The 18094-nt window shown below is 44.9% G+C and carries 18 protein-coding genes and 2 pseudogenes; 8 read left to right on the forward strand and 12 right to left on the reverse strand.

What is annotated here, in order from left to right; translation table 11 throughout:
• Window positions 1-466: 466 nt before the first annotated feature.
• From NX720_RS24515 to istA (NX720_RS24530), 4 genes are all read right to left on the reverse strand, one after another.
• Window positions 467-688, reverse strand: coding sequence for a hypothetical protein (locus tag NX720_RS24515; RefSeq protein ID WP_262598199.1), 222 nt, complete (start codon window positions 686-688; stop codon window positions 467-469).
• Window positions 689-804: 116 nt separating this feature from the next.
• The gene (locus NX720_RS24520; RefSeq protein WP_449757773.1) at window positions 805-1032 is read right to left on the reverse strand and encodes a Tn3 family transposase; all 228 of its coding nucleotides are present in this window, start codon (window positions 1030-1032) and stop codon (window positions 805-807) included.
• A gap of 407 nt (window positions 1033-1439) precedes the next feature.
• Window positions 1440-2195, reverse strand: a complete 756-nt coding sequence (gene istB / locus NX720_RS24525) for an IS21-like element helper ATPase IstB (protein WP_262598200.1) — start codon at window positions 2193-2195, stop codon at window positions 1440-1442.
• A 19-nt stretch (window positions 2196-2214) separates the two neighbouring features.
• Window positions 2215-3753: an IS21 family transposase gene (gene istA, locus NX720_RS24530; protein WP_262598201.1), complete on the reverse strand. Its 1539-nt coding sequence runs from the start codon at window positions 3751-3753 to the stop codon at window positions 2215-2217.
• An 859-nt stretch (window positions 3754-4612) separates the two neighbouring features.
• On the opposite strand from istA (NX720_RS24530), the gene NX720_RS24535 reads away from it, so the two are divergent.
• From NX720_RS24535 to NX720_RS24550, 4 genes are all read left to right on the forward strand, one after another.
• Window positions 4613-4918 carry a 2Fe-2S iron-sulfur cluster-binding protein gene (locus tag NX720_RS24535; RefSeq protein WP_262598203.1) on the forward strand — a complete coding sequence of 102 codons (306 nt, stop codon included), beginning with the start codon at window positions 4613-4615 and terminating at the stop codon, window positions 4916-4918.
• A gap of 46 nt (window positions 4919-4964) precedes the next feature.
• Window positions 4965-5645: a hypothetical protein gene (locus NX720_RS24540; RefSeq protein WP_262598205.1), complete on the forward strand. Its 681-nt coding sequence runs from the start codon at window positions 4965-4967 to the stop codon at window positions 5643-5645.
• Window positions 5646-5940: 295 nt separating this feature from the next.
• The gene (locus tag NX720_RS24545; RefSeq protein ID WP_262598207.1) at window positions 5941-7974 is read left to right on the forward strand and encodes an RHS repeat domain-containing protein; all 2034 of its coding nucleotides are present in this window, start codon (window positions 5941-5943) and stop codon (window positions 7972-7974) included.
• A 45-nt stretch (window positions 7975-8019) separates the two neighbouring features.
• Window positions 8020-8337 carry a hypothetical protein gene (locus NX720_RS24550; RefSeq protein WP_262598209.1) on the forward strand — a complete coding sequence of 106 codons (318 nt, stop codon included), beginning with the start codon at window positions 8020-8022 and terminating at the stop codon, window positions 8335-8337.
• Between the two features lie 754 nt (window positions 8338-9091).
• Here the strand turns inward: NX720_RS24550 and NX720_RS24555 are convergent.
• Window positions 9092-9823, reverse strand: a pseudogene (locus tag NX720_RS24555) (IS3 family transposase); the annotation flags it as partial.
• Between the two features lie 274 nt (window positions 9824-10097).
• Between NX720_RS24555 and istA (NX720_RS24560) the strand changes: the two are divergent.
• Both istA (NX720_RS24560) and istB (NX720_RS24565) read left to right on the forward strand, forming a co-directional pair.
• Window positions 10098-11633 carry an IS21 family transposase gene (gene istA / locus NX720_RS24560; protein WP_404831114.1) on the forward strand — a complete coding sequence of 512 codons (1536 nt, stop codon included), beginning with the start codon at window positions 10098-10100 and terminating at the stop codon, window positions 11631-11633.
• Between the two features lie 11 nt (window positions 11634-11644).
• Entirely contained in the window at window positions 11645-12400 is a 756-nt protein-coding gene (gene istB, locus NX720_RS24565; protein ID WP_262598211.1) for an IS21-like element helper ATPase IstB, read from the forward strand.
• Between the two features lie 84 nt (window positions 12401-12484).
• Here istB (NX720_RS24565) and NX720_RS24570 read toward each other — a convergent pair.
• A pseudogene (locus tag NX720_RS24570) lies at window positions 12485-13323 on the reverse strand (transposase); the annotation flags it as partial.
• Window positions 13324-13326: 3 nt separating this feature from the next.
• Between NX720_RS24570 and NX720_RS24575 the strand changes: the two are divergent.
• A complete protein-coding gene (locus NX720_RS24575) occupies window positions 13327-13500 on the forward strand; it encodes a hypothetical protein (RefSeq protein ID WP_262598213.1) in 174 nt (57 codons plus the stop codon).
• Window positions 13501-13592: 92 nt separating this feature from the next.
• A complete protein-coding gene (locus NX720_RS24580) occupies window positions 13593-13886 on the forward strand; it encodes a hypothetical protein (protein ID WP_262598215.1) in 294 nt (97 codons plus the stop codon).
• 94 nt (window positions 13887-13980) lie between these two features.
• On the opposite strand, the gene NX720_RS24585 is transcribed toward NX720_RS24580, so the two are convergent.
• The 6 genes from NX720_RS24585 to NX720_RS24610 all read right to left on the reverse strand — a co-directional run bounded on the left by NX720_RS24585 (window position 13981) and on the right by NX720_RS24610 (window position 17970).
• Complete coding sequence (locus tag NX720_RS24585; RefSeq protein WP_262598217.1) at window positions 13981-14313, reverse strand: tyrosine-type recombinase/integrase; 333 nt, start codon at window positions 14311-14313, stop codon at window positions 13981-13983.
• Between the two features lie 297 nt (window positions 14314-14610).
• Complete coding sequence (locus NX720_RS24590) at window positions 14611-15531, reverse strand: hypothetical protein (RefSeq protein ID WP_262598218.1); 921 nt, start codon at window positions 15529-15531, stop codon at window positions 14611-14613.
• A 24-nt stretch (window positions 15532-15555) separates the two neighbouring features.
• Window positions 15556-16893 carry a competence protein CoiA gene (locus tag NX720_RS24595; RefSeq protein WP_262598220.1) on the reverse strand — a complete coding sequence of 446 codons (1338 nt, stop codon included), beginning with the start codon at window positions 16891-16893 and terminating at the stop codon, window positions 15556-15558.
• Between the two features lie 36 nt (window positions 16894-16929).
• Window positions 16930-17487, reverse strand: coding sequence for a recombinase family protein (locus tag NX720_RS24600; RefSeq protein WP_262598221.1), 558 nt, complete (start codon window positions 17485-17487; stop codon window positions 16930-16932).
• A 1-nt stretch (window position 17488) separates the two neighbouring features.
• Window positions 17489-17770: a virulence factor gene (locus tag NX720_RS24605; protein ID WP_262598222.1), complete on the reverse strand. Its 282-nt coding sequence runs from the start codon at window positions 17768-17770 to the stop codon at window positions 17489-17491.
• On the reverse strand, window positions 17770-17970 hold the full coding sequence (locus NX720_RS24610; protein WP_262598223.1) for a DUF5397 domain-containing protein: 201 nt from the start codon (window positions 17968-17970) through the stop codon (window positions 17770-17772). Before NX720_RS24610 ends, NX720_RS24605 begins: the two co-directional genes overlap by 1 nt.
• Between the last annotated feature and the right edge of the window lie 124 nt (window positions 17971-18094).

Here is an 18094-nt window from a genome sequence, read left to right on the forward strand (position 1 = left end):
GAGGTTCTGCCATGCAGAAAACGTACGATTCATCAGACAAGTGGTAGCTTGTCAGAGAACCTATACGTCGATAGGAAAGTCACCGAAGTGACAGGAAGGAAGGGACGGTGGACACCGTAACCCTATAGAAAATCAGCTTTCGCTGTCAGCCTTCAAGCGTATCGGACGATACAAACCTTTCAGCCAATCTCCGGAAAAACCACACTGCTACGAATGTCTGATCTGCCGGGTCAGCAGACACTCTAACCTGTGTGGCCGAACAACCTTTTCATCATTATCGTCACTGGCTTTACCCTGAGGAGAAGAAAGCCGGTTCCTGATGAGCAGGTAATAAGGTGAGTTAACTATAGGACATGTTGATTGCTGTTCAATATTGTTGTTGGTTTTTAACATGAAAATAAATAAAAAACTCTGTGTCACCACCATGCGTATCGGAACAGCGCCGAGTGGCGCTGTCCTGAGAAAGTTAGTCTAACTCAACAAGGTTCTTCTCAAACGTTTTATGTTGATCACGAACCGCTTGATCCGGTCCATTTGTCACAGAGCTTACGGCTATGATGGCAATTGTCGATAGGATGAATCCGGGGACAATTTCGTAAATATCAAAAATACCCCCGGTCAACTGTTTCCATACGACAATTGTCACTCCACCCACAATGATACCTGCAATAGCACCATGACGATTCATACCAGACCAGTAAAGGGATCACGCCATAGAAAGGAAAAAATCGTACGCTAAGAGGCTCAATCCCTTGGTATTCATAGGATTAGGCTAGAGCAAAGTCCACTATAAATCTCCATTTTTTAGGACTTCAGTCTCCAGATGTAATCCCCCGTCAAACTGATGTGATCCCACCCCAGAGGGGACAAGTAGCTCAAATATTTATCTGGAATCTCTTTGCGTTTTTTCACTTCAGCAATCGCTTCTTCGAGGTGAATCGTGTTCCACAGGATGATCGCAGCAACAACAAGGTTTAGGTATCCGGCCTGCAAAATTGCTAAATATAAAGCACCATATTCTATGTACTTCACAGCATAGAAACCGATTTTTTAAAGGCATTCATCTAATGAATATCTTGATGACCAAAGGCTTCAGGAGAACGACTCAAATTACACCTTTCAAATTCGCTATGTGATTTGGCGTGTACTTCCGAAAGCCTTGATACTCGTGCCATACCGCCAGAAACTAGCGAAATAACACACTATTTGCTCTATATTCATTGCTTTTACGTCAGATTTTTTCCAAAACCCATCTGTGCGTAGTGAATTGAGAATGGTTTTTGATAACCTGAAACCCTTTATTCATGAAGCTATCAGTCAGTTCAGCAACACTTGGGTATTCCAGCGCATTCGGCCACCCATTCCGGTAACATCCGGCCACCTGTTCCAGTGTATCCGGCCACCCCTCTTCGGAGCGCAGCGACGCATCGGATAGCAGCTTAGGACGTAAGTTCTGACTTTGCCAGTTTTGAATGTTTCTTGCGCAGGGAGTCACCCTTAAGTGGCACCCGGTGAGCGTTGTGAATCAGCCTGTCCAGAATGGCATCTGCCAGTGTTGGATCACCGATCAATTCATGCCAGTGATCTACCGGCATCTGACTGGTGACCAGGGTGCTTTTTACATTGTGCCGGTCTTCTACTATTTCCAACAGGTCACGTCGTTGGCTTTCTGTCAGAGGTGATAGACCCCAGTCGTCTAAAAGAAGAAGGTCAGTTTTTGCCAGTGCTGTCATCAGTTTCACATAGCGACCGTCAGCCCTTGCCAGGTTCAGATCTTGCAGTAATCTCGGCAGCCTGAGGTACTGCACTGTGTACCCATCCCGGCAGGCCTTTTGTGCCATTGCACAGGCTAGCCAGGTTTTTCCCACACCTGTCGGCCCTGTAATGATCACGTTCTGATGCTCCCGTATCCAGTGGCTGGATAGCAACTGCTGCATCTTGTCTCGTCTAAGGCCTCTGGGGTGACGATAGTCTATGTCTTCCATGCAGGCATCATGACGTAGTCGTGCTTTTTTAAGCCTTGTTTTTAAACGCCGGTTATCCCTTGCGGTCACTTCACGGTCAATCATTAAGCCGAGTCGCTCATCAAAGGACAATTGCTCTATATCCGGACTCTTCAGCTGCTCACCCAATGCTTCGAGCATACCGGTAAGCTTCAGAGCCTGAAGCTTTTCCATCGTAGGGTTCATTAACATTTTTATTCTCCTATCGTCATTAGTTAAAGTAGCCTGAACCCCGAAGGTTCTCGTGCTCATCAGGCAACACCGTCTCTGGCTCCAGTTCCGGAAGCGGTTGCTGATCGAGATTGTGCTTCAGGATTGACTCTATGCTCCGGTAAGTGCAGGTGTCTGCATAAAGTGCACGACGACAGGCGTTTTCAAGCCGGTCATTACCGTAGCCTTTGGCTAAACGAATGATGCCCTGACAACTTCGGTAACTCTGTTCAGGATAACGCCGTGTTGCAAGGACTCGCTGGATAACAGCTGCGGTTTCAGGTCCGATTTGTCTCGCCCAGCTTTGCATTCGCTCTGGTGTCCACTCGGCATATTTACGGTGCTTTTCCGGCATGTGGCTGGCTTGAGTAGTATGCCTGCCCTTATGCTGCGAACGGCGGTGGCTGGCGACTCTTTGCCCCTTATGGAAGCACTCAATCGTCTGACTGGTCATGCGTACACTTAATTGCTTTTTGACCAGCTGATAAGGGACTGAGTAGTAGTGTTTGTCGACCTCTACGTGGTAGTCAATATGTACTCGTGCCTCCTTCCATTCTGCGTATTGATAACGCGTTTCAGGCAGTGGGCGTAGTGCAGGCTTATCGAGAGAATCAAACAATGAACGACGGCTACCGGTGAGCTTCTGGAACGGTTCGTTATTCAGTCCTGTCAGTGACCTTGCGATAGCCTCATTGAGTGAAGCCAGAGAGAAGAATGTCTGGTGACGTAAACGCGCCAGTATCCACCGTTCAACTATTTGGACAGCAGACTCGACCTTACCTTTATCTTTGGGTGATCGAACCCGGGCGGGTACGACAGCGACATTATAATGTTCAGCCAGGTCCTGATAAGTGGGATTGATCTCAGGCTCATAACGATGAGGATGCTTCACACCGCTCTTCAGGTTATCCGGCACCAGGTTATTGGGTACTCCACCCAGGTATTCAAAGGTACGCACGTGAGAGCCTATCCAGTCTGGCAAAGACTGAGATAATGTGGCTTCTGCATAGGTGTAACTGGAGGCACCAAGCGTCGCAATAAACACCTGCGCCTGCTGAACTTCGCCTGTGTTCTGATTAACGACAGAAACCGTCTGACCGGCGTAATCGATGAATAGTTTGTCGCCTGCAATATGATTTTGCCGCATAACAACATCAAGATGCGTTCGCCACTCTCTGTAGCGGTCACTGAACCAACTGTACTGATAGCCGTCAGGATGATTGGTCTTGTATTCCTGCCAGAGCACCATCAGGGTGACACCGGGCTTGCGAAGTTCCTGATGAATTTCGCTCCAGGCTGGCAAGGCCAGTTGTCGTTTTGAGGCAGGTGGCTGAACGGGAAACAGTTGTTGATCCAGTGTCGTCTCATCCAGATTAGACGATAAAGGCCATTCCAGTCCGGAGGCAGCAAACCGGTTAAGGTAATCACTGACGGTTGCTCTGGAAACATTGCAGCTACTGGCAATCTTCCGGATGCTGAGCTGGTGCTCGAATTTGAGCCTGAGTACTTCACGAATTTTGCGCATGGGCAGTCTCTTCATGATGCTATCCACTCGTCCTTGAGGAGGTCTCAAGTTTGAGGGTAGCGATGAATTATGGGACTGCGCCACTGGTCGGAAAGGGGGTGGCCGGATGTACCGGAATCAGTGGCCGGATACTAACGGAATGGGTGGCCGGATGTTACCGGAATCGGTGGCCGGATGGCTCCGGAATACCCAACACTCTCGATACGTTGGAAATTGAGAAAAGATAAGCAATTCGGACATACACGACAGTATCGCTGCAAAATCATTAGGTCACAAGGAAAATCAAGTACTTAGCGTCATTTTCTGACGTAAAAGCAGTAAATATAAAGCACCATATTCTATGTACTTCACAGCATAGAAACCGATTTTTTAAAGGCATTCATCTAATGAATATCTTGATGACCAAAGGCTTCAGGAGAACGACTCAAATTACACCTTTCAAATTCGCTATGTGATTTGGCGTGTACTTCCGAAAGCCTTGATACTCGTGCCATACCGCCAGAAACTAGCGAAATAACACACTATTTGCTCTATATTCATTGCTTTTGCAGGCCGACCCCCAAGTTAAATACTGACCAATTCGTCAGAAGAATTGCGGAACATTGGTGCTTCCAACTGCTAACAGGAACTTAGCCTGATATGTTCTTTATAAATGAGAACGGACAATATATTTTCGACCGGAAGGTTATCCGTGAGGCTCACGACTGGTGCAAAAATGAAGTCGGGAATTGCTGTATTTATTGACTCAAGTCAAACAAATCCAAATAGCAATGATTATTATTTATACATACTTTAAGATAGTGAGTACTATTTACTCGCACTCTATTCTGGGGTGACTACCCAAGATTCATTGTTTCGAAGAAGTGTTCTATATATGTATTGTGATTTAGAAGAAGGTAATAGAGTTACTCTCCAAGGGCCAGATGGTGAGGAAACTTTTCGTTGTCCAGAAGATGTTTATATATTAGATCAAGCTGAAAAAAAATTAATAAATCTCCCTTACAGCTGTCGTGCAGGCTCTTGTAGCTCGTGTGTTGGCAAAATTAAGTCTGGTACAGTCGACCAAAGTGACCAGGCCTTTTTGGATGATGAACAGATGGGAGATGGTTTTGTCCTGCTTTGTACCGCATATCCTAAGTCTGATGTTACTATAGAAACTCATGCTGAAGATAAGTTGTAACACTTATTATGTTGTTACATGTTTTATAAAAAAATGAATTAATACAATGTTAAATAGAAGATCTTTTCTGTTATCAACTACTGCTGCAATAGGAATACTTCCTTTTGCATCAAAATCTATTGCTTCATCTGTTAAAAACTCACCAGAGCTTATAAAGCTTGAATTAAAGGAAGATTTTAAAGGTACTTTTAGTAGGCTGGAAAAAGCTGCTAATAGAAACAATCATCTTGCTTATGTCGATGATAAGAATCGCATTCCTGTTACTTATCGTGTCAAAGTTGTTGATTATGCGACTATGAGGCCACTGGTTGGAGCTAAAGTTTATTTTTTGTTAAGCGATGCCTTTACTTCTGATGATAAGGTTCCAGGCATCTATAACCGTAACAATGCAGACATTGAATTAGTAAGAAATAATGATGACTTAGTATTTAAAAGCCATATTCCAGCGGATACCATAAAAGGCAATCAGCTTTTAAATCCAGCTGATGTTATTGTTAAATACAACGGTCTTTATTCTATTGCCAGAATTAACTTGTCAGGCTCTCAGACGCAACTTATTAAGTCAATGGAAAGACGTCTTGAAAAAACAATAAAGACAAAGACTCTATCCGACATAGCTTTTGCACAACATCAAAGAGAAGGCTTCATTAAGGATGTTAATCCGGTTTCCTATGGCCAAAAGTATGAGGCACAATTGACACTGTTAATGTCTTCTAAAATCAGCTGAAACATTCTCTATAGATTCTTGTTTCAAGAATAATCTCATTAGGACATTCATAATGTACCGTATTTTTTTATGGCGAAGTTTTGTGGCTTTAATAGCACTAACTATTCAGCTAACATCTGCTTATGCAAGTAATAGCAATTTTAAAGCACTTGGATTCTGGGAAAACGGATACCAGCTTCTGGTTAAAAATGGTCAATCTCAGCTCCTCACCAATGACGGCCAGTACATAAGAGACAAACGGATAATTTCTAAAGAAATCAAAAGGATTTACTCTGAAGGTTATCAACAAACCCTGTTGTTTAGAACAAAAGCAACGAATGTCACCTTTGACTTTAATAAACAGATAAGAACTGATGCTCGTGGTGGTAAAATTGTTACTCAATACAACAACCTGGGCCAGGTGATTGCTGTCACTGACCCAAGGGGGATTAAAACCCGCTACGAATATAACTCGGATGGGCAGCAAATCGCCCGTTACAGCCCTTCAACAGGTAAGACAAGTTATCGCTATGCCGATAAAGGACTCAAAACCTATGAGCAGCATGAAAATGGTATTGTGGTTCGTTACCGTTACGACGACCAGAGTCGCTTAACAAAGGTCACTTACCGCCAAGAAGATCAAGAGAAAAAACGATTTGTCTATACCTACGATGACTGCACTCACGGAGCTGGAAGGTTATGTAAAATCAGCAGCAGGGAAAGCGTCATAAAATATGAATATACTGACAACGGCCAGTTGGCATCAGTCAAAACTCGCTTAAGAGATGCCCAAAGAACCAGCGTCATAAAATACCGTTACGATGATAAAGATCGCTTGCATCAGCTGACTTACCCCAACGGTTTAAAGGTGTTTTATGATTATGATGGTTTAAGCCGGGTGCAGCGTATTTCAGCAGAATATGGAGAGCAACGCTTCAGTATAGCGGAAGATATTTTCTGGAAGCTCGATACTGGGCAACTTCAGACAATCAACTGGGGCAACGGGTTAGTTTCTGACTATAGATTCAATCAACAGGGGCTATTAAATAGTCTGGTTGTAGGCAATCACCAAAATCTGGAAAATGAATACGATTCAGAAACCACGAACCTTAATGCTATTTTAAATCTGCTTGACGGAAAAAAGAGCCAACAGTTTGACTATGACCGATTAAACCGACTTACACTTGAACAGCAAGCAGATAATGCTATCCGTTATAGCTACGATGACGTTGGTAACCGGCTACTGAAAACAATTCATTCAAGCGATGCCAATGAAACGACAAAATACCAGTACAGTAGCGCTGCAAACCAGCTGGTTGCTATTAATCAGCAACCACTGTCTTACGATGCTAATGGGAATTTACTGGAAGATCGTTACGGACGTCGCAGGTTCGAGTATGATGTCACCAATCGAATAACGGCCTATTACAAAGATGGCGGGCTTAAAGCAACCTATATTTATAATGCTATGGGGCAACGGATAGGCCAAACTAAGTTTGCCAGCCGCAACGGAGAAGACCAGTTCCGAGTGATAGATTTCGCTTACTTGCCTGAAGGCTGGTTACTGAGCGAGAACAGTCGGAAAAATAACAGTGATAAAGGTGATACTCGCGATTATATCTGGTTGGGGAGCATTCCTCTGGCGCAACTGCATACCCGCTACAACAGGAAAGGGGAAGTAAAAAGCCAGTCTCTGTATTACCTTCATGCCGATCACCTAAATACAACGAGATTGGCAACTGACAGCGAGCATCGGGTTGTCTGGCGTTGGGACAGTGATGCCTTTGGCAGTGAGAAAGCCCAGCAAGATCCGGATGGTGATGGAAATAAAGTCGCGATACCGCTGCGCTTTCCAGGGCAGTATTATGATCGGGAAAGTGGCTTGCATTACAACCATTACAGGGATTATGACCCCAGTACCGGACGGTATATTCAGAGTGATCCGATCGGGCTTCGTGGTGGGTTGAACACTTACGCATACGTGGGCGGCAATCCGTTGAAGTACATTGATCCACTGGGGCTGTTTCTGGTGTGCCGTCGCCCGCTTGAAGCTTTTCCTGGCTATATGAGTTCGGGGGCTACAGGTACAAACCTTGGCATCTTTCATGAACACGGATTCTATGAAGATGGAACTGGCGACAATATTGGTTTTACCGGGAGTGGTTTATTTGATGACCGCGAAAAAGCCGATCAATACCTATGCAGTGACGAAAGCTATGATGACAGCACGATGCGACAAGCACAGGAAAACATCGCTGATGATTGGCAGGATGGATATAACATGATTACAAACAACTGTCAGGACTTTATGGACGCATTAATCAATGAATACAACCGTATTGCCGAATGACAAGGCGTGGACTTCTTTGTAACTAAATAATTAGATATAAACTGCATGATTATTAATCGGAAAATTATTTTAGGCAATGTATTTTTGGCGCTTGCCTTTTTGATTTACCTCTGCGTTTTGGATTTACTGTTTGTATTCATAATGAATAAACAAAAATCGTTCATAAATGACATGATGTTATTAATAGCTGCTATGCCATTTATTGGGACTTTTTTGACCTTTAAAATGACAAACGGATTCGGAACAATCAAAGCAAGGATTTCGATTAGCCTTGCTTTTTTTCTGGTTTTGGTGGTTGTTGGATATATTGAAATTCTTTGGGTTGCTACTCATTTTCATTTTTTCTTAGGTGGCAATATATAATGTTTCCAGATTACCACTGAGTATTTTCCAATACTAAAATGAGCCTGAAGGAGGTGCCAGCCCTATGTACGTGTAGGGAACTGAAAACAAAACCGCTTCTGCTTGAAAACAAGAGACGGTTTTGTTTTCAAGCGGCTACATCTATAGAAACAGGCGGTTAGCATGATTTTATGAAGATTTGTCACGGTTACGGGCCACGTACCTACACACAGGCCACAGCCCGAGAGGGCGATTACGCACTGCACTCATCCGGCGCAATATGCGCTCTTCCCAGTTGGCGAAGCAACTGGACATCATTGAAAAATATACTTATTGATTAGGCGGTTTCACGGTTGTACGGTTGCTTTTGCTGGGTTCACTTACAGTGATCAGTGCGTGAGTGAACTTATGGAGGGAATGGGCGCTTAGTGTTAGTTAAATCCATACTGAAAAGTCATATTATCCTGCAACAGTAAGGCTACAGTCCGCATTAGAGGTACGAGTTCCATCGGAACGAAAGGTTGCTATAAGCCGAAAGCCCTTGATATTAGTGAGCTGCCCAGATTGGGCATACTTCCAGCTTACATCAAGCAGGAAGCCTAAAACCGTCAGAATTGGGTTGGTCTAAACTTTTCTGGACACTATTTCCAGTAAATTTATGACCTCAACCTGAAAGATTCAGCTTCTACAGCAACTTTTCTCACGAGTGGGCTTCAAACCCCGGGCTCTTTTTCCCCGAAAGGCGGTGTTTGTCAACAAAGATGTCGCCTCCACCTCACGCCACTTCCTTGATACTGGTCTCATTACCCGCCTCAGGTCGATCAGGATTCAACCAGACCTCATTTGGCAGTGACCAGTCACGGGTTGCTCTTTGCCCCCATCTTTCAGGGGTCTTCATTTTTGCTTGCTCCATCAGCTTTTTACGTTGCTCCAGAAGCTCTTCAGCTTGCCCATAATGCCTTTGGGCTGGTGTAACAAATTTCAGGCTGCTGTGCTTGTGTTCTGTGTTGTACCAGGCAACAAAATCCGAAGTCCACTTCCTTGCTTCGACCAAGCTGGCAAAAGGCTTTGACGGGTAATCGGGCCGGTATTTCATCGTTCTGAACGTTGACTCTGAGAACGGATTGTCATTGCTAACCCTTGGCCTGCTGAATGAGGGCACGATCCCCAGACGCTGCAAGGTAGACAGCATATTAGCTCCTTTCATCGGACTACCATTGTCCGAGTGCAGAACCAGAGGTTGATCTTGCAGGCTAATGCCATGCTTGAGGCAGGCCTTGCTGATCATCCCGGCAGCGTAGTCGGCGGATTCAGCCTCATGAATCTCCCAGGCCACAATCATACGACTGAAAATATCTTCGACCATGTACAGGTAGTAGTATTCACCTCTGATATTTGAGCGCAGATAAGTTATGTCCCAGGTCCACACCTGATTTGGCTTTGTAGCCACATACGACGATGGTTTACGGCCTCCGGAAGCGCTTGCCCTGCCGCGTCGATGCTGCTGCATATTCTGGCCTCCCGTGAACGCTCATTCTGGAGAAGCGTGAACACGTTTTCTGGTTTTCCGTGAACACTGATTCTGCCGAAGCGTGAACAATTTTCGCCTATTTCCAGAAAATGCGTTCACACTTCCAGAAAACCTGTTCACAGTACCAGAATTAATCCTGTAAAAGGCTGAAATCCCTCTCTTAAGCATTGATTTCATTCAAATTGTGCCGCTCTCCCTTATTCCACTAAAACCCGGAGAGACGGCCATGGCTAAAGAAGTGAGATTATCAATGCGCAAAATCAGAGAAATCCTGCGTCTTCGTTTCAGCTGTCAACTGACTATTCGGCAGATATCCGCCAGTATTCGGGTCAGCACCGGGGCAGTCACCAAATACCTGAGCCTGTTCGAACGGTCCGGCCTTAAATGGCCTCTCCCCGCCGACATGGACGACACTGCTTTAATTAACCAGTTGTCGCCTGATACAGCCAGCCGCAGCCAACTGGGGCTGGTTAGCCCTGACTGGATTGAGATTCATAATGAACTCAAACGCAAGGGTATGACCAAGCAGCTGACCTGGGAAGAGTATTGTGAGGCCTACCCTCATAATCACTACAGCTATCCTCAGTTCTGCCACCTGTATTGCGAATGGTGCAAAAAGCAGAAACGCTCCATGCGACAGCTGCACCGGGGTGGCGAGAAAATGTTCGTAGACTATGCAGGTCTCACCGTCACCATCGTTGACCGAAACACCGGCGATACCGCACCTGCGCAGATTTTTGTCGCGGTTCTGGGCGCTTCCAGTTACACCTATGCCGAGGCCTCGTGGACACAATCAATTGTGAACTTCCTCGGCTCCCAGATTCGTGCCTTCAATTACTTCGGTGGCGTTCCGCAGATGCTGGTTCCGGACAACCTGAGAAGTGCTGTCACCAAGGCCTGCCGCTACGACCCGGACATCAACCGCAGCTACCTGCACATGGCTGAACACTTCGGCTGCTCTGTCATGCCTGCCCGTCCTTACAAGCCAAAAGACAAGGCCAAGGCAGAAGTCGGTGTGCAACTGGTGGAGCGCTGGATTTTAATGCGCCTGCGTCATACGACATTCTTCTCGTTATCTGAATTGAACCAGGCGATAAAACAGCTGCTTGAGGATCTGAATAACCGGCCGTTCAAGCAACAGCCGGGCTGTCGTCGCAGCCTGTTTGAGCAGCTGGACAAACCGGCGTTGATGCCGCTGCCCGTACAGCCATTTGAGCATATTGAGTTCAAGATAGCCCGGGTCAACATCGATTATCACGTGCAGTACGCCAGTCATTATTACTCGGTTCCACACCAGCTGGTTCGGGAACAGGTTGAGCTACGCGTCACGCAGCAAACAGTGCAGGTATTCTACAAGGGAAAACCTGTCACCAGTCATCCACGGAAATGGCAGGAAGTGGGTGGCTTCACCACCAAACCAGAGCACATGCCCGAACGGCACCGCAAGCAACAGCAGTGGACACCAGGTCGTCTGTTGAGCTGGGCCAAAGACCTTGGGCCTGAAGTGCAGCGGTTTACCCAGAAACTGCTCGATAGCAAGCAGCATCCCGAACAGGCCTATCGCGCCTGCCTTGGCCTGCTCAATCTTGAGCGGGACTACGGGGCAGACCGCCTTAATGCCGCCTGCGGCCGGGCCATTAAAACCGGCGGCCACCGGGTCGCCAGTGTTCGCTCCATACTCCAGTCGGGTCTGGATAAAGTGCCCCTGGAGCCAGCGCAGAACAGTAGCGCTGAGCGTGTGACCATCAGCCATGAGAATATTCGTGGCTCAGGCTTTTACCACTGAGGAGTACCACCATGACCAATCAAACCCTGGCACGCCTGCGTGGCCTGCGACTGAACGGTATGGCTGATGCCCTCAATCTGCAGCGGGAACAGCCCGGCACTTATGAGGAGCTTGGCTTTGAAGAACGACTGGCATTGCTTATTGATCAGGAGGACGCTGACCGTAGCAACAAACGGCTGGCTCGCCTGCTCAGGGCAGCCCGGTTCAAACTGGCTGCCACGCTGGAGGACATTGATTATGAGCAGCCCAGAGGCATTACGAAAGCGCAGATGGCGACACTGGTCACTTGCGACTGGCTGAACCGAAAACAAAACCTGTTAATTACCGGCCCCTGCGGCACGGGTAAAAGCTGGCTGGGCTGTGCCTTTGGGCATGGAGCCTGCCTGAAAGGCTATAGCGTACGGTACTTCCGGACTTCCAGGCTGCTGGAAGCGATGACCATTGGCCATGGTGACGGCAGTTACAGCAAGCAACTTAAACAGCTGGCAAAAGTCGATCTGCTGATACTGGATGACTGGGGTCTGGAACCATTGAGCCAGAGCCAGCGCAATGACTTGCTGGAGATCATGGATGACCGCCACAATCAGAGCTCCACGATAGTGACCAGCCAGCTTCCGGTGTCGAAATGGCATGACAGCATTGGTGATGCGACTTTGGCAGACGCGATTCTGGATCGACTGACACATAACGCCCACCGGCTGAAACTCAAGGGAGAGTCTATGAGAAAAATCAGGGCAAAACTGGAAGAGCGTGAACACTCAGGCTAAAAATAGAGGTGGGCAATGTTTAGGAAAGCGGAGGTGTTCACGCTTTCCAGAATCACCGTTCATTTTGACCAGAATACGCAGCTGCTGGTTCGCAGCCTTTAATACACGGTAATAGGAGGATACAGAGGCAATATAATGCCCCTCATCCAGTAATGCCGGCACGATCTGGCTGGGTGGCAGACTCTGGAATCGAGGCTCATTACAGACCTTCAGAATGGCCTGGCATTCTGCCTCAGTCAGCTTGTTAGCCGGTGCGGGTCTGTCAGCATTTTTTCTCTGGTCAACCTTCACGGTCTTCTCCTGCTTCCAGCGTTGGTAAGTGCGCTCAGAAAGTCCAAGTATTTTGCAGGCCGCAGATTGCCTTGCCCCTGCGGCTCTGGCCTGATCAATGAGTCTTACAGCTTCCCTGCGATCTGGGTGGCTAATCAGTCGTCCTCGCGTTCCCCCCAGATCGCGCGGGCCTTTTTTGCCAGTACCAGCAAAGCAGCCGTTTCAGCCAGGGCCTTGTCTTTGCGGTTCAGCTCACCTTCCAGAACCTTGATTTTTTTCTTATCCTGCTTGCGCTCTTCTGCCAATTGTTTGCGCTGCTCAGCTGCCTCAGCATTGGCTGTTAGGCAGGCTTGCTTCCACTGGGCAACCTGCTCTGGAAACAAGCCTTTTTTACGACAGTACTCAGATAGTTCTGCTTCATTCAACACCGCTGTCTCAAGCACGACAGCGAACTTATCTTCTGAACGCCACTGTTCAGGATTTAAACCATCACCAGGAACAGGCACTCCTTGCGCTCTTGTCTTTTTCCGCCAAGTGTACAGGGTTGCCTCAGTGATCCCTGTCTCACGGGCTAACTGGGCAACAGGTACATTATTGGGAGGCATCATCTTTTGCACGACGGATGCCTTTAACTCTTCTGAATAACGAGTCATTGAATGCTCACTGACCGCCCCCTGTCTTTAGAAGATAAATCAGAAGAGGCGACAACTATGCTGACACAGGGGGAAGGCCAGAAAGAATATATTGACCAGGACTGGATGCAGGCAGATAATCGGCAGGTGAAGCTGGCTCCTGGAAAGAGTGTTGCCGTGGAAATAAAAACGGGATAGCGCAGGCTAATAGAATATTTCTTGAGTCCGCTACTTAGGTTAAAACAAGAAAGTATACGAGAAGGATGATGATAAAAAGGCTAAGTATTATCATGTTTATCCTTTCATTTTTTTGGATAGATATTTTTTTAAAAAATAATATTTCAAAGCAGTTTGTTAGCAATTTAACAGCATGTGTTGACAAATCAAGGGTAGGCTCAGGTCGTGGAGGTCGTGCTGTTATTTATGTAACCCACAATAAGAAACAAGTAAAAATTTATACCGATCAAACAAATGTCGAATACATGAAGGAGAATATAGGTGGATGCTTTTTATTCAAGGTATATAAACATAGATTTCTAATGCCAATATTTGGCGATTATCACCTCATATCATTTTCAAAATGATGATCTTAAGGATTGAATAGGGGTTTTGCAGGCCGTATACCATAATAACCCCCATACTATGCGGTTGCACGGTTGCACAGTTGCCAAATAGAACTCAATCACTTTCTATTTTCTTCACCTCCTTCTTGTCAGATGTCCCTGTAATGGCTACGAGCAAATCGGCTGACCGACTTCGAACATCTTTCACGTACTCAGCCGCTACTTGTTCACTTTTCCAACCGATATGCTCCATCAGCATTGGTATATCGCCACCTTTTTCAACCATCAGGTGCGCAACCCCGCGTCGTAAAGAATGCGATGAAAATTCATTGCCATAAGCTATGCCGGCATTAGTACAAGGGGTCACGCCATAGAAAGGAAAAAATCGTACGCTAAGAGGCTTTACCCCTTGTGCGCCTTGGGGTGTAAAGTTAGAGAAAGGGAGCACTTCATGTACCCCCGAACCAATTTTGTCAGGCTTCCGTCACTTCACGTGAATCTTCAACAGTGTGGTTACTATCGGATACTTGGTAAATGTGACCTGTTTCGGGACTCCCCTTGTCTTGGCTGACAAGCGTAGGTCGAATCCAGATGATTTTTTTCTTTTTTAGTTCTTCACCGTATGGCTGCTGTCTCCAGTGTCCTCGCCGCCAATGAGGTCTGATACTGTTTTTGTCAATGTGCTCTGTTGATTGCTTCTTTAAATTCAACCCACATAATTTCAGTTTGGTATACCCCATAGAAATTAACTGCGATTTTGCTTTCTGCTTTTTTTTCTATTTCCCGCATTATTTAGTTTATCTAGCAATGCTTTTGGAGTTTTCTCAGGCCATTGCTCTACAATATCATCAGAATATCTTGAGGTGTAGCATATTGTGTTGATTATGATATTCAGTGCGTTTTTGAATACATCAAATCCAGATAGAATATCATCTCTTTCTTTTTTAGATGATTCTTTGTTTTTGTTTATAACACCTACTTCTAGACCACCAGAAAGTTGATGAATTCCAGTTTCTGGAATTGAATTATCCTCTTTATTTGCTTCAAGCTGGTCTTGCAATGCCTTTTCAACTAACAGCTCAAATGTTTTAGTTGTGTCAGAGCTGTCTAATGGCATGTAATAATATTTGTCTCTATTGAATATCCACTCTTGTTTATTGGCGTAGTTCCAGCCTTCTTTTTTGGTTGTCAACACTACTTGCAATGGGAAGTTGTTGTGAGCAAATACATAAGCACCATCGACATGAGATCCATCACCAGAAAGCTTTAGAGTATTAACCGTTCCAAAACTTATATAAAAGCACTCATAAGGAAAATCAACAGCATCCAATGGAATTGAGCCTACATCTGTCTGTAAGAACTCTTCAATTATTTCATCACTAAGGTGAAAAATATTTCTGCCATAGCTACAAAATGAGCTGTAGTACGATGCAATTGATGGCTCTTTCATTAACCATTTTATATCAGTTGGTCTTTTGGTTCTCTCGATAGTATCTAGTTCCATGTTATAGGAATTTATAATCATGTTTGTAACAGATTCAAGATATTCGCCTTTAGGTGGATTTAATCCATTTATACGGTGATAGGCAGACAAAACCCTTTTGGCAAATGGCCTTGTTTGTCTATAACGCTCAGGGTGATATCTGAGTAAATCATTTTTTTGCATCTTTATAATCCCTTTGCATAGCTATCACATCAACTTTTTAAGTTTGTCTCCAATCTCTGGAAACATTGCTGAAAATAGAGGGTAGTATTCAGTTTTCTGATTAAATTCAGGGTCTCTTTTAAAACCGTTCTTAAATGCTTTTCTTTTTTCTTGCAGCTTATTATTAGCTGGATTGAATACCATATCTGCTCTTCCGTATGTGTCCACAACATATAAAAGAACAAGCCAATAGCATTTATGATGTTGCCAGACATAGTTTACTAACCATGCCCATTTATCTTTCTGGTTCTGGAAGTGAACAACTCCATCTTTGATAGACATTAGTGCTTTGCTTAGATTCAATAAATCACTATAAATATCCATACCATTATACAAGCCTACTTTATGAAGAGATTTAGCGCAGCTGGTTCTAGCTGTATAAGGCTGATCTTTATCAAAAATCAGCCTCTTAAATTCTTTCAAAGGCAGTCTAATCTTTTCCGCTTCCTTATCTTTTTGTGCTTTTTCGTTAAGTTCAGAAAAAGAAACAAAATATGGCTTGTGAGAAACAGAGTCGAATTTAATATCATCAAAACCAACCAGCTTTGAGTCCCAAACTTCTTGTATTTTATTTGTTGTTACGTCAAATACTGGTTTTTTATAAAAGCCTTTAAAAACTATCTCTCCAGAATCCAATGATCTAGCTATAGAGTCTTTATCAATAGAAAGTGCATTAGTTTTGTTATTGAAGAAAACATCTTTCTCTGTAGCACGAGATGATTCAGGAGACAGATCACTAAATATCCAAAATATTGAAATCCCCTCATCTTTGTAAAACATTTCGCGCTTTACAATAACATCAAGAAAGGTTGTCGAAAGTTGTATTTCAAAAACAACTTTTCGACCGTCAAGGGTTGCAGATATATCTGGTTTTTTCCATTTTTTTGACCAGCCCGAACCCTTTATAACAGACTCTACTCTGACATCAGCAAATCTTGTATCATATTTTAAGTAACTGGCAATATAGTTTTTTAGCTCAATATGTGCTTTACTTTCTTTCGCTCCATTATATTTCATACATTGTACTTCTTCTCTCGTATAATTAGAGTCAGTCTTTATCGGGCAGTCTCCAGACTTATGCATATGCTTGAAGTACATAGAGTGTGTGTTTTGGGAGAATTTTCTTGAGCGTATCACCACCGGTTGACCACATGAACCACAGCCATATAAAGGATTTTCAAGCTGAATTCTTTCTTCAACCTCTCTCCGTAACCTGAACATAAATTCTTCGCCTCTGGATATGAGGTCAAGAGATGATTCATCTAATCCTGTGTCATTGTTAATTAATTCAACAATTGTTCGACTGAAGTCATACTCACTCATTGCTCATTATTCCAAATAGACAAGAACCATTATACTTCACATTCGGCTTGATGCCGGTATCCACCTATAAAGTGTTGGAACTGAAACACCAAGATTTTCAGCGACCTCTTTAGGAGGAATGCCGTCAGTCAGTAGCCTTTTGGCAGACTCAATTTTTGAATCTGTCATCTGACGTTTACGTCCACCAACTCTCCCTTGCAGGCGTGCCGCTTCAAGGCCAGCTTTAGTACGCTCGACAATAAGCTCTCTTTCCATCTGGGCAAGGCTTGCCATGACGTGGAAGAAAAAACGACCCGCTGTAGTTCCTGTATTAATGTTGTCCGTGAGACTGACAAAATGACAACTTTGCTGTTCAAGCTCATTGACCAGTGTGATCAAATGCCTTGCGCTTCGCCCAAGACGATCCAGTTTCCAAACAACAAGAGTATCCCCTTCGCGCAGTACCTCAAGAGCTAGCTTCAAACCCTCTCGACTACTCTGCGTTCCGCTGACTTTATCCTCATAAATCTTGGTACAGCCTGCTTCTGTGAGTGCTTTTCGCTGCAAAGAAAGGTCTTGATCTTTACTTGATACTCTCGCGTAACCGATCTTCATATCATCCTTCCTTTATCATTTCAGTGAAGTCAGACCACTGCTCAACTCTAAAGGCTCGGATATCCCTGACAGAAGCAGGAAACCAGGGAAGCGACTTCAAAGCGGTAATGGCACGAAACAAATTCGCCATATTTTCGTCTTCGGTCACATAAAGGCTACCCTGTACCCGGCTGAAGCCGAGCTTGGATAAGGTAGAGCCAATCTCAATATAAGCCTGAGGTACACCTTTCGGGTGATGTTTCTCGGTTTCTGCAACCACAAGGTCAAAGGCAATAGCGAACATCAGTGAGCCACCGGGTCATTTTTGATATTTGAGTACCTGTATTCGGTCTCTTCGCCTGATTCCGGAATCTGAATCAATACAATCCAGTCATCCTGATCAACTGGTCTGACAGGAGCGACTATTTTGTACGCTGGCCCTAGTTCACCAAACCGACGATATTGACCGATCAGTTGAGGAGCTGGAAATTGTTCATGGGGCATTTCATGTCTCCTTGTTATCAAAACTCATCTAAGAGTATGAAATTGAGAAATTCATTTCAAGAATAGTTTTTGAGAACCTGAAAGCAAGATTTTTCGGGATAGGTTTCGAGGTTGGTCTATCTTA

The sequence above is a fragment of the Endozoicomonas euniceicola genome, assembly GCF_025562755.1.
Classification (GTDB): Bacteria; Pseudomonadota; Gammaproteobacteria; order Pseudomonadales; family Endozoicomonadaceae; genus Endozoicomonas_A; species Endozoicomonas_A euniceicola.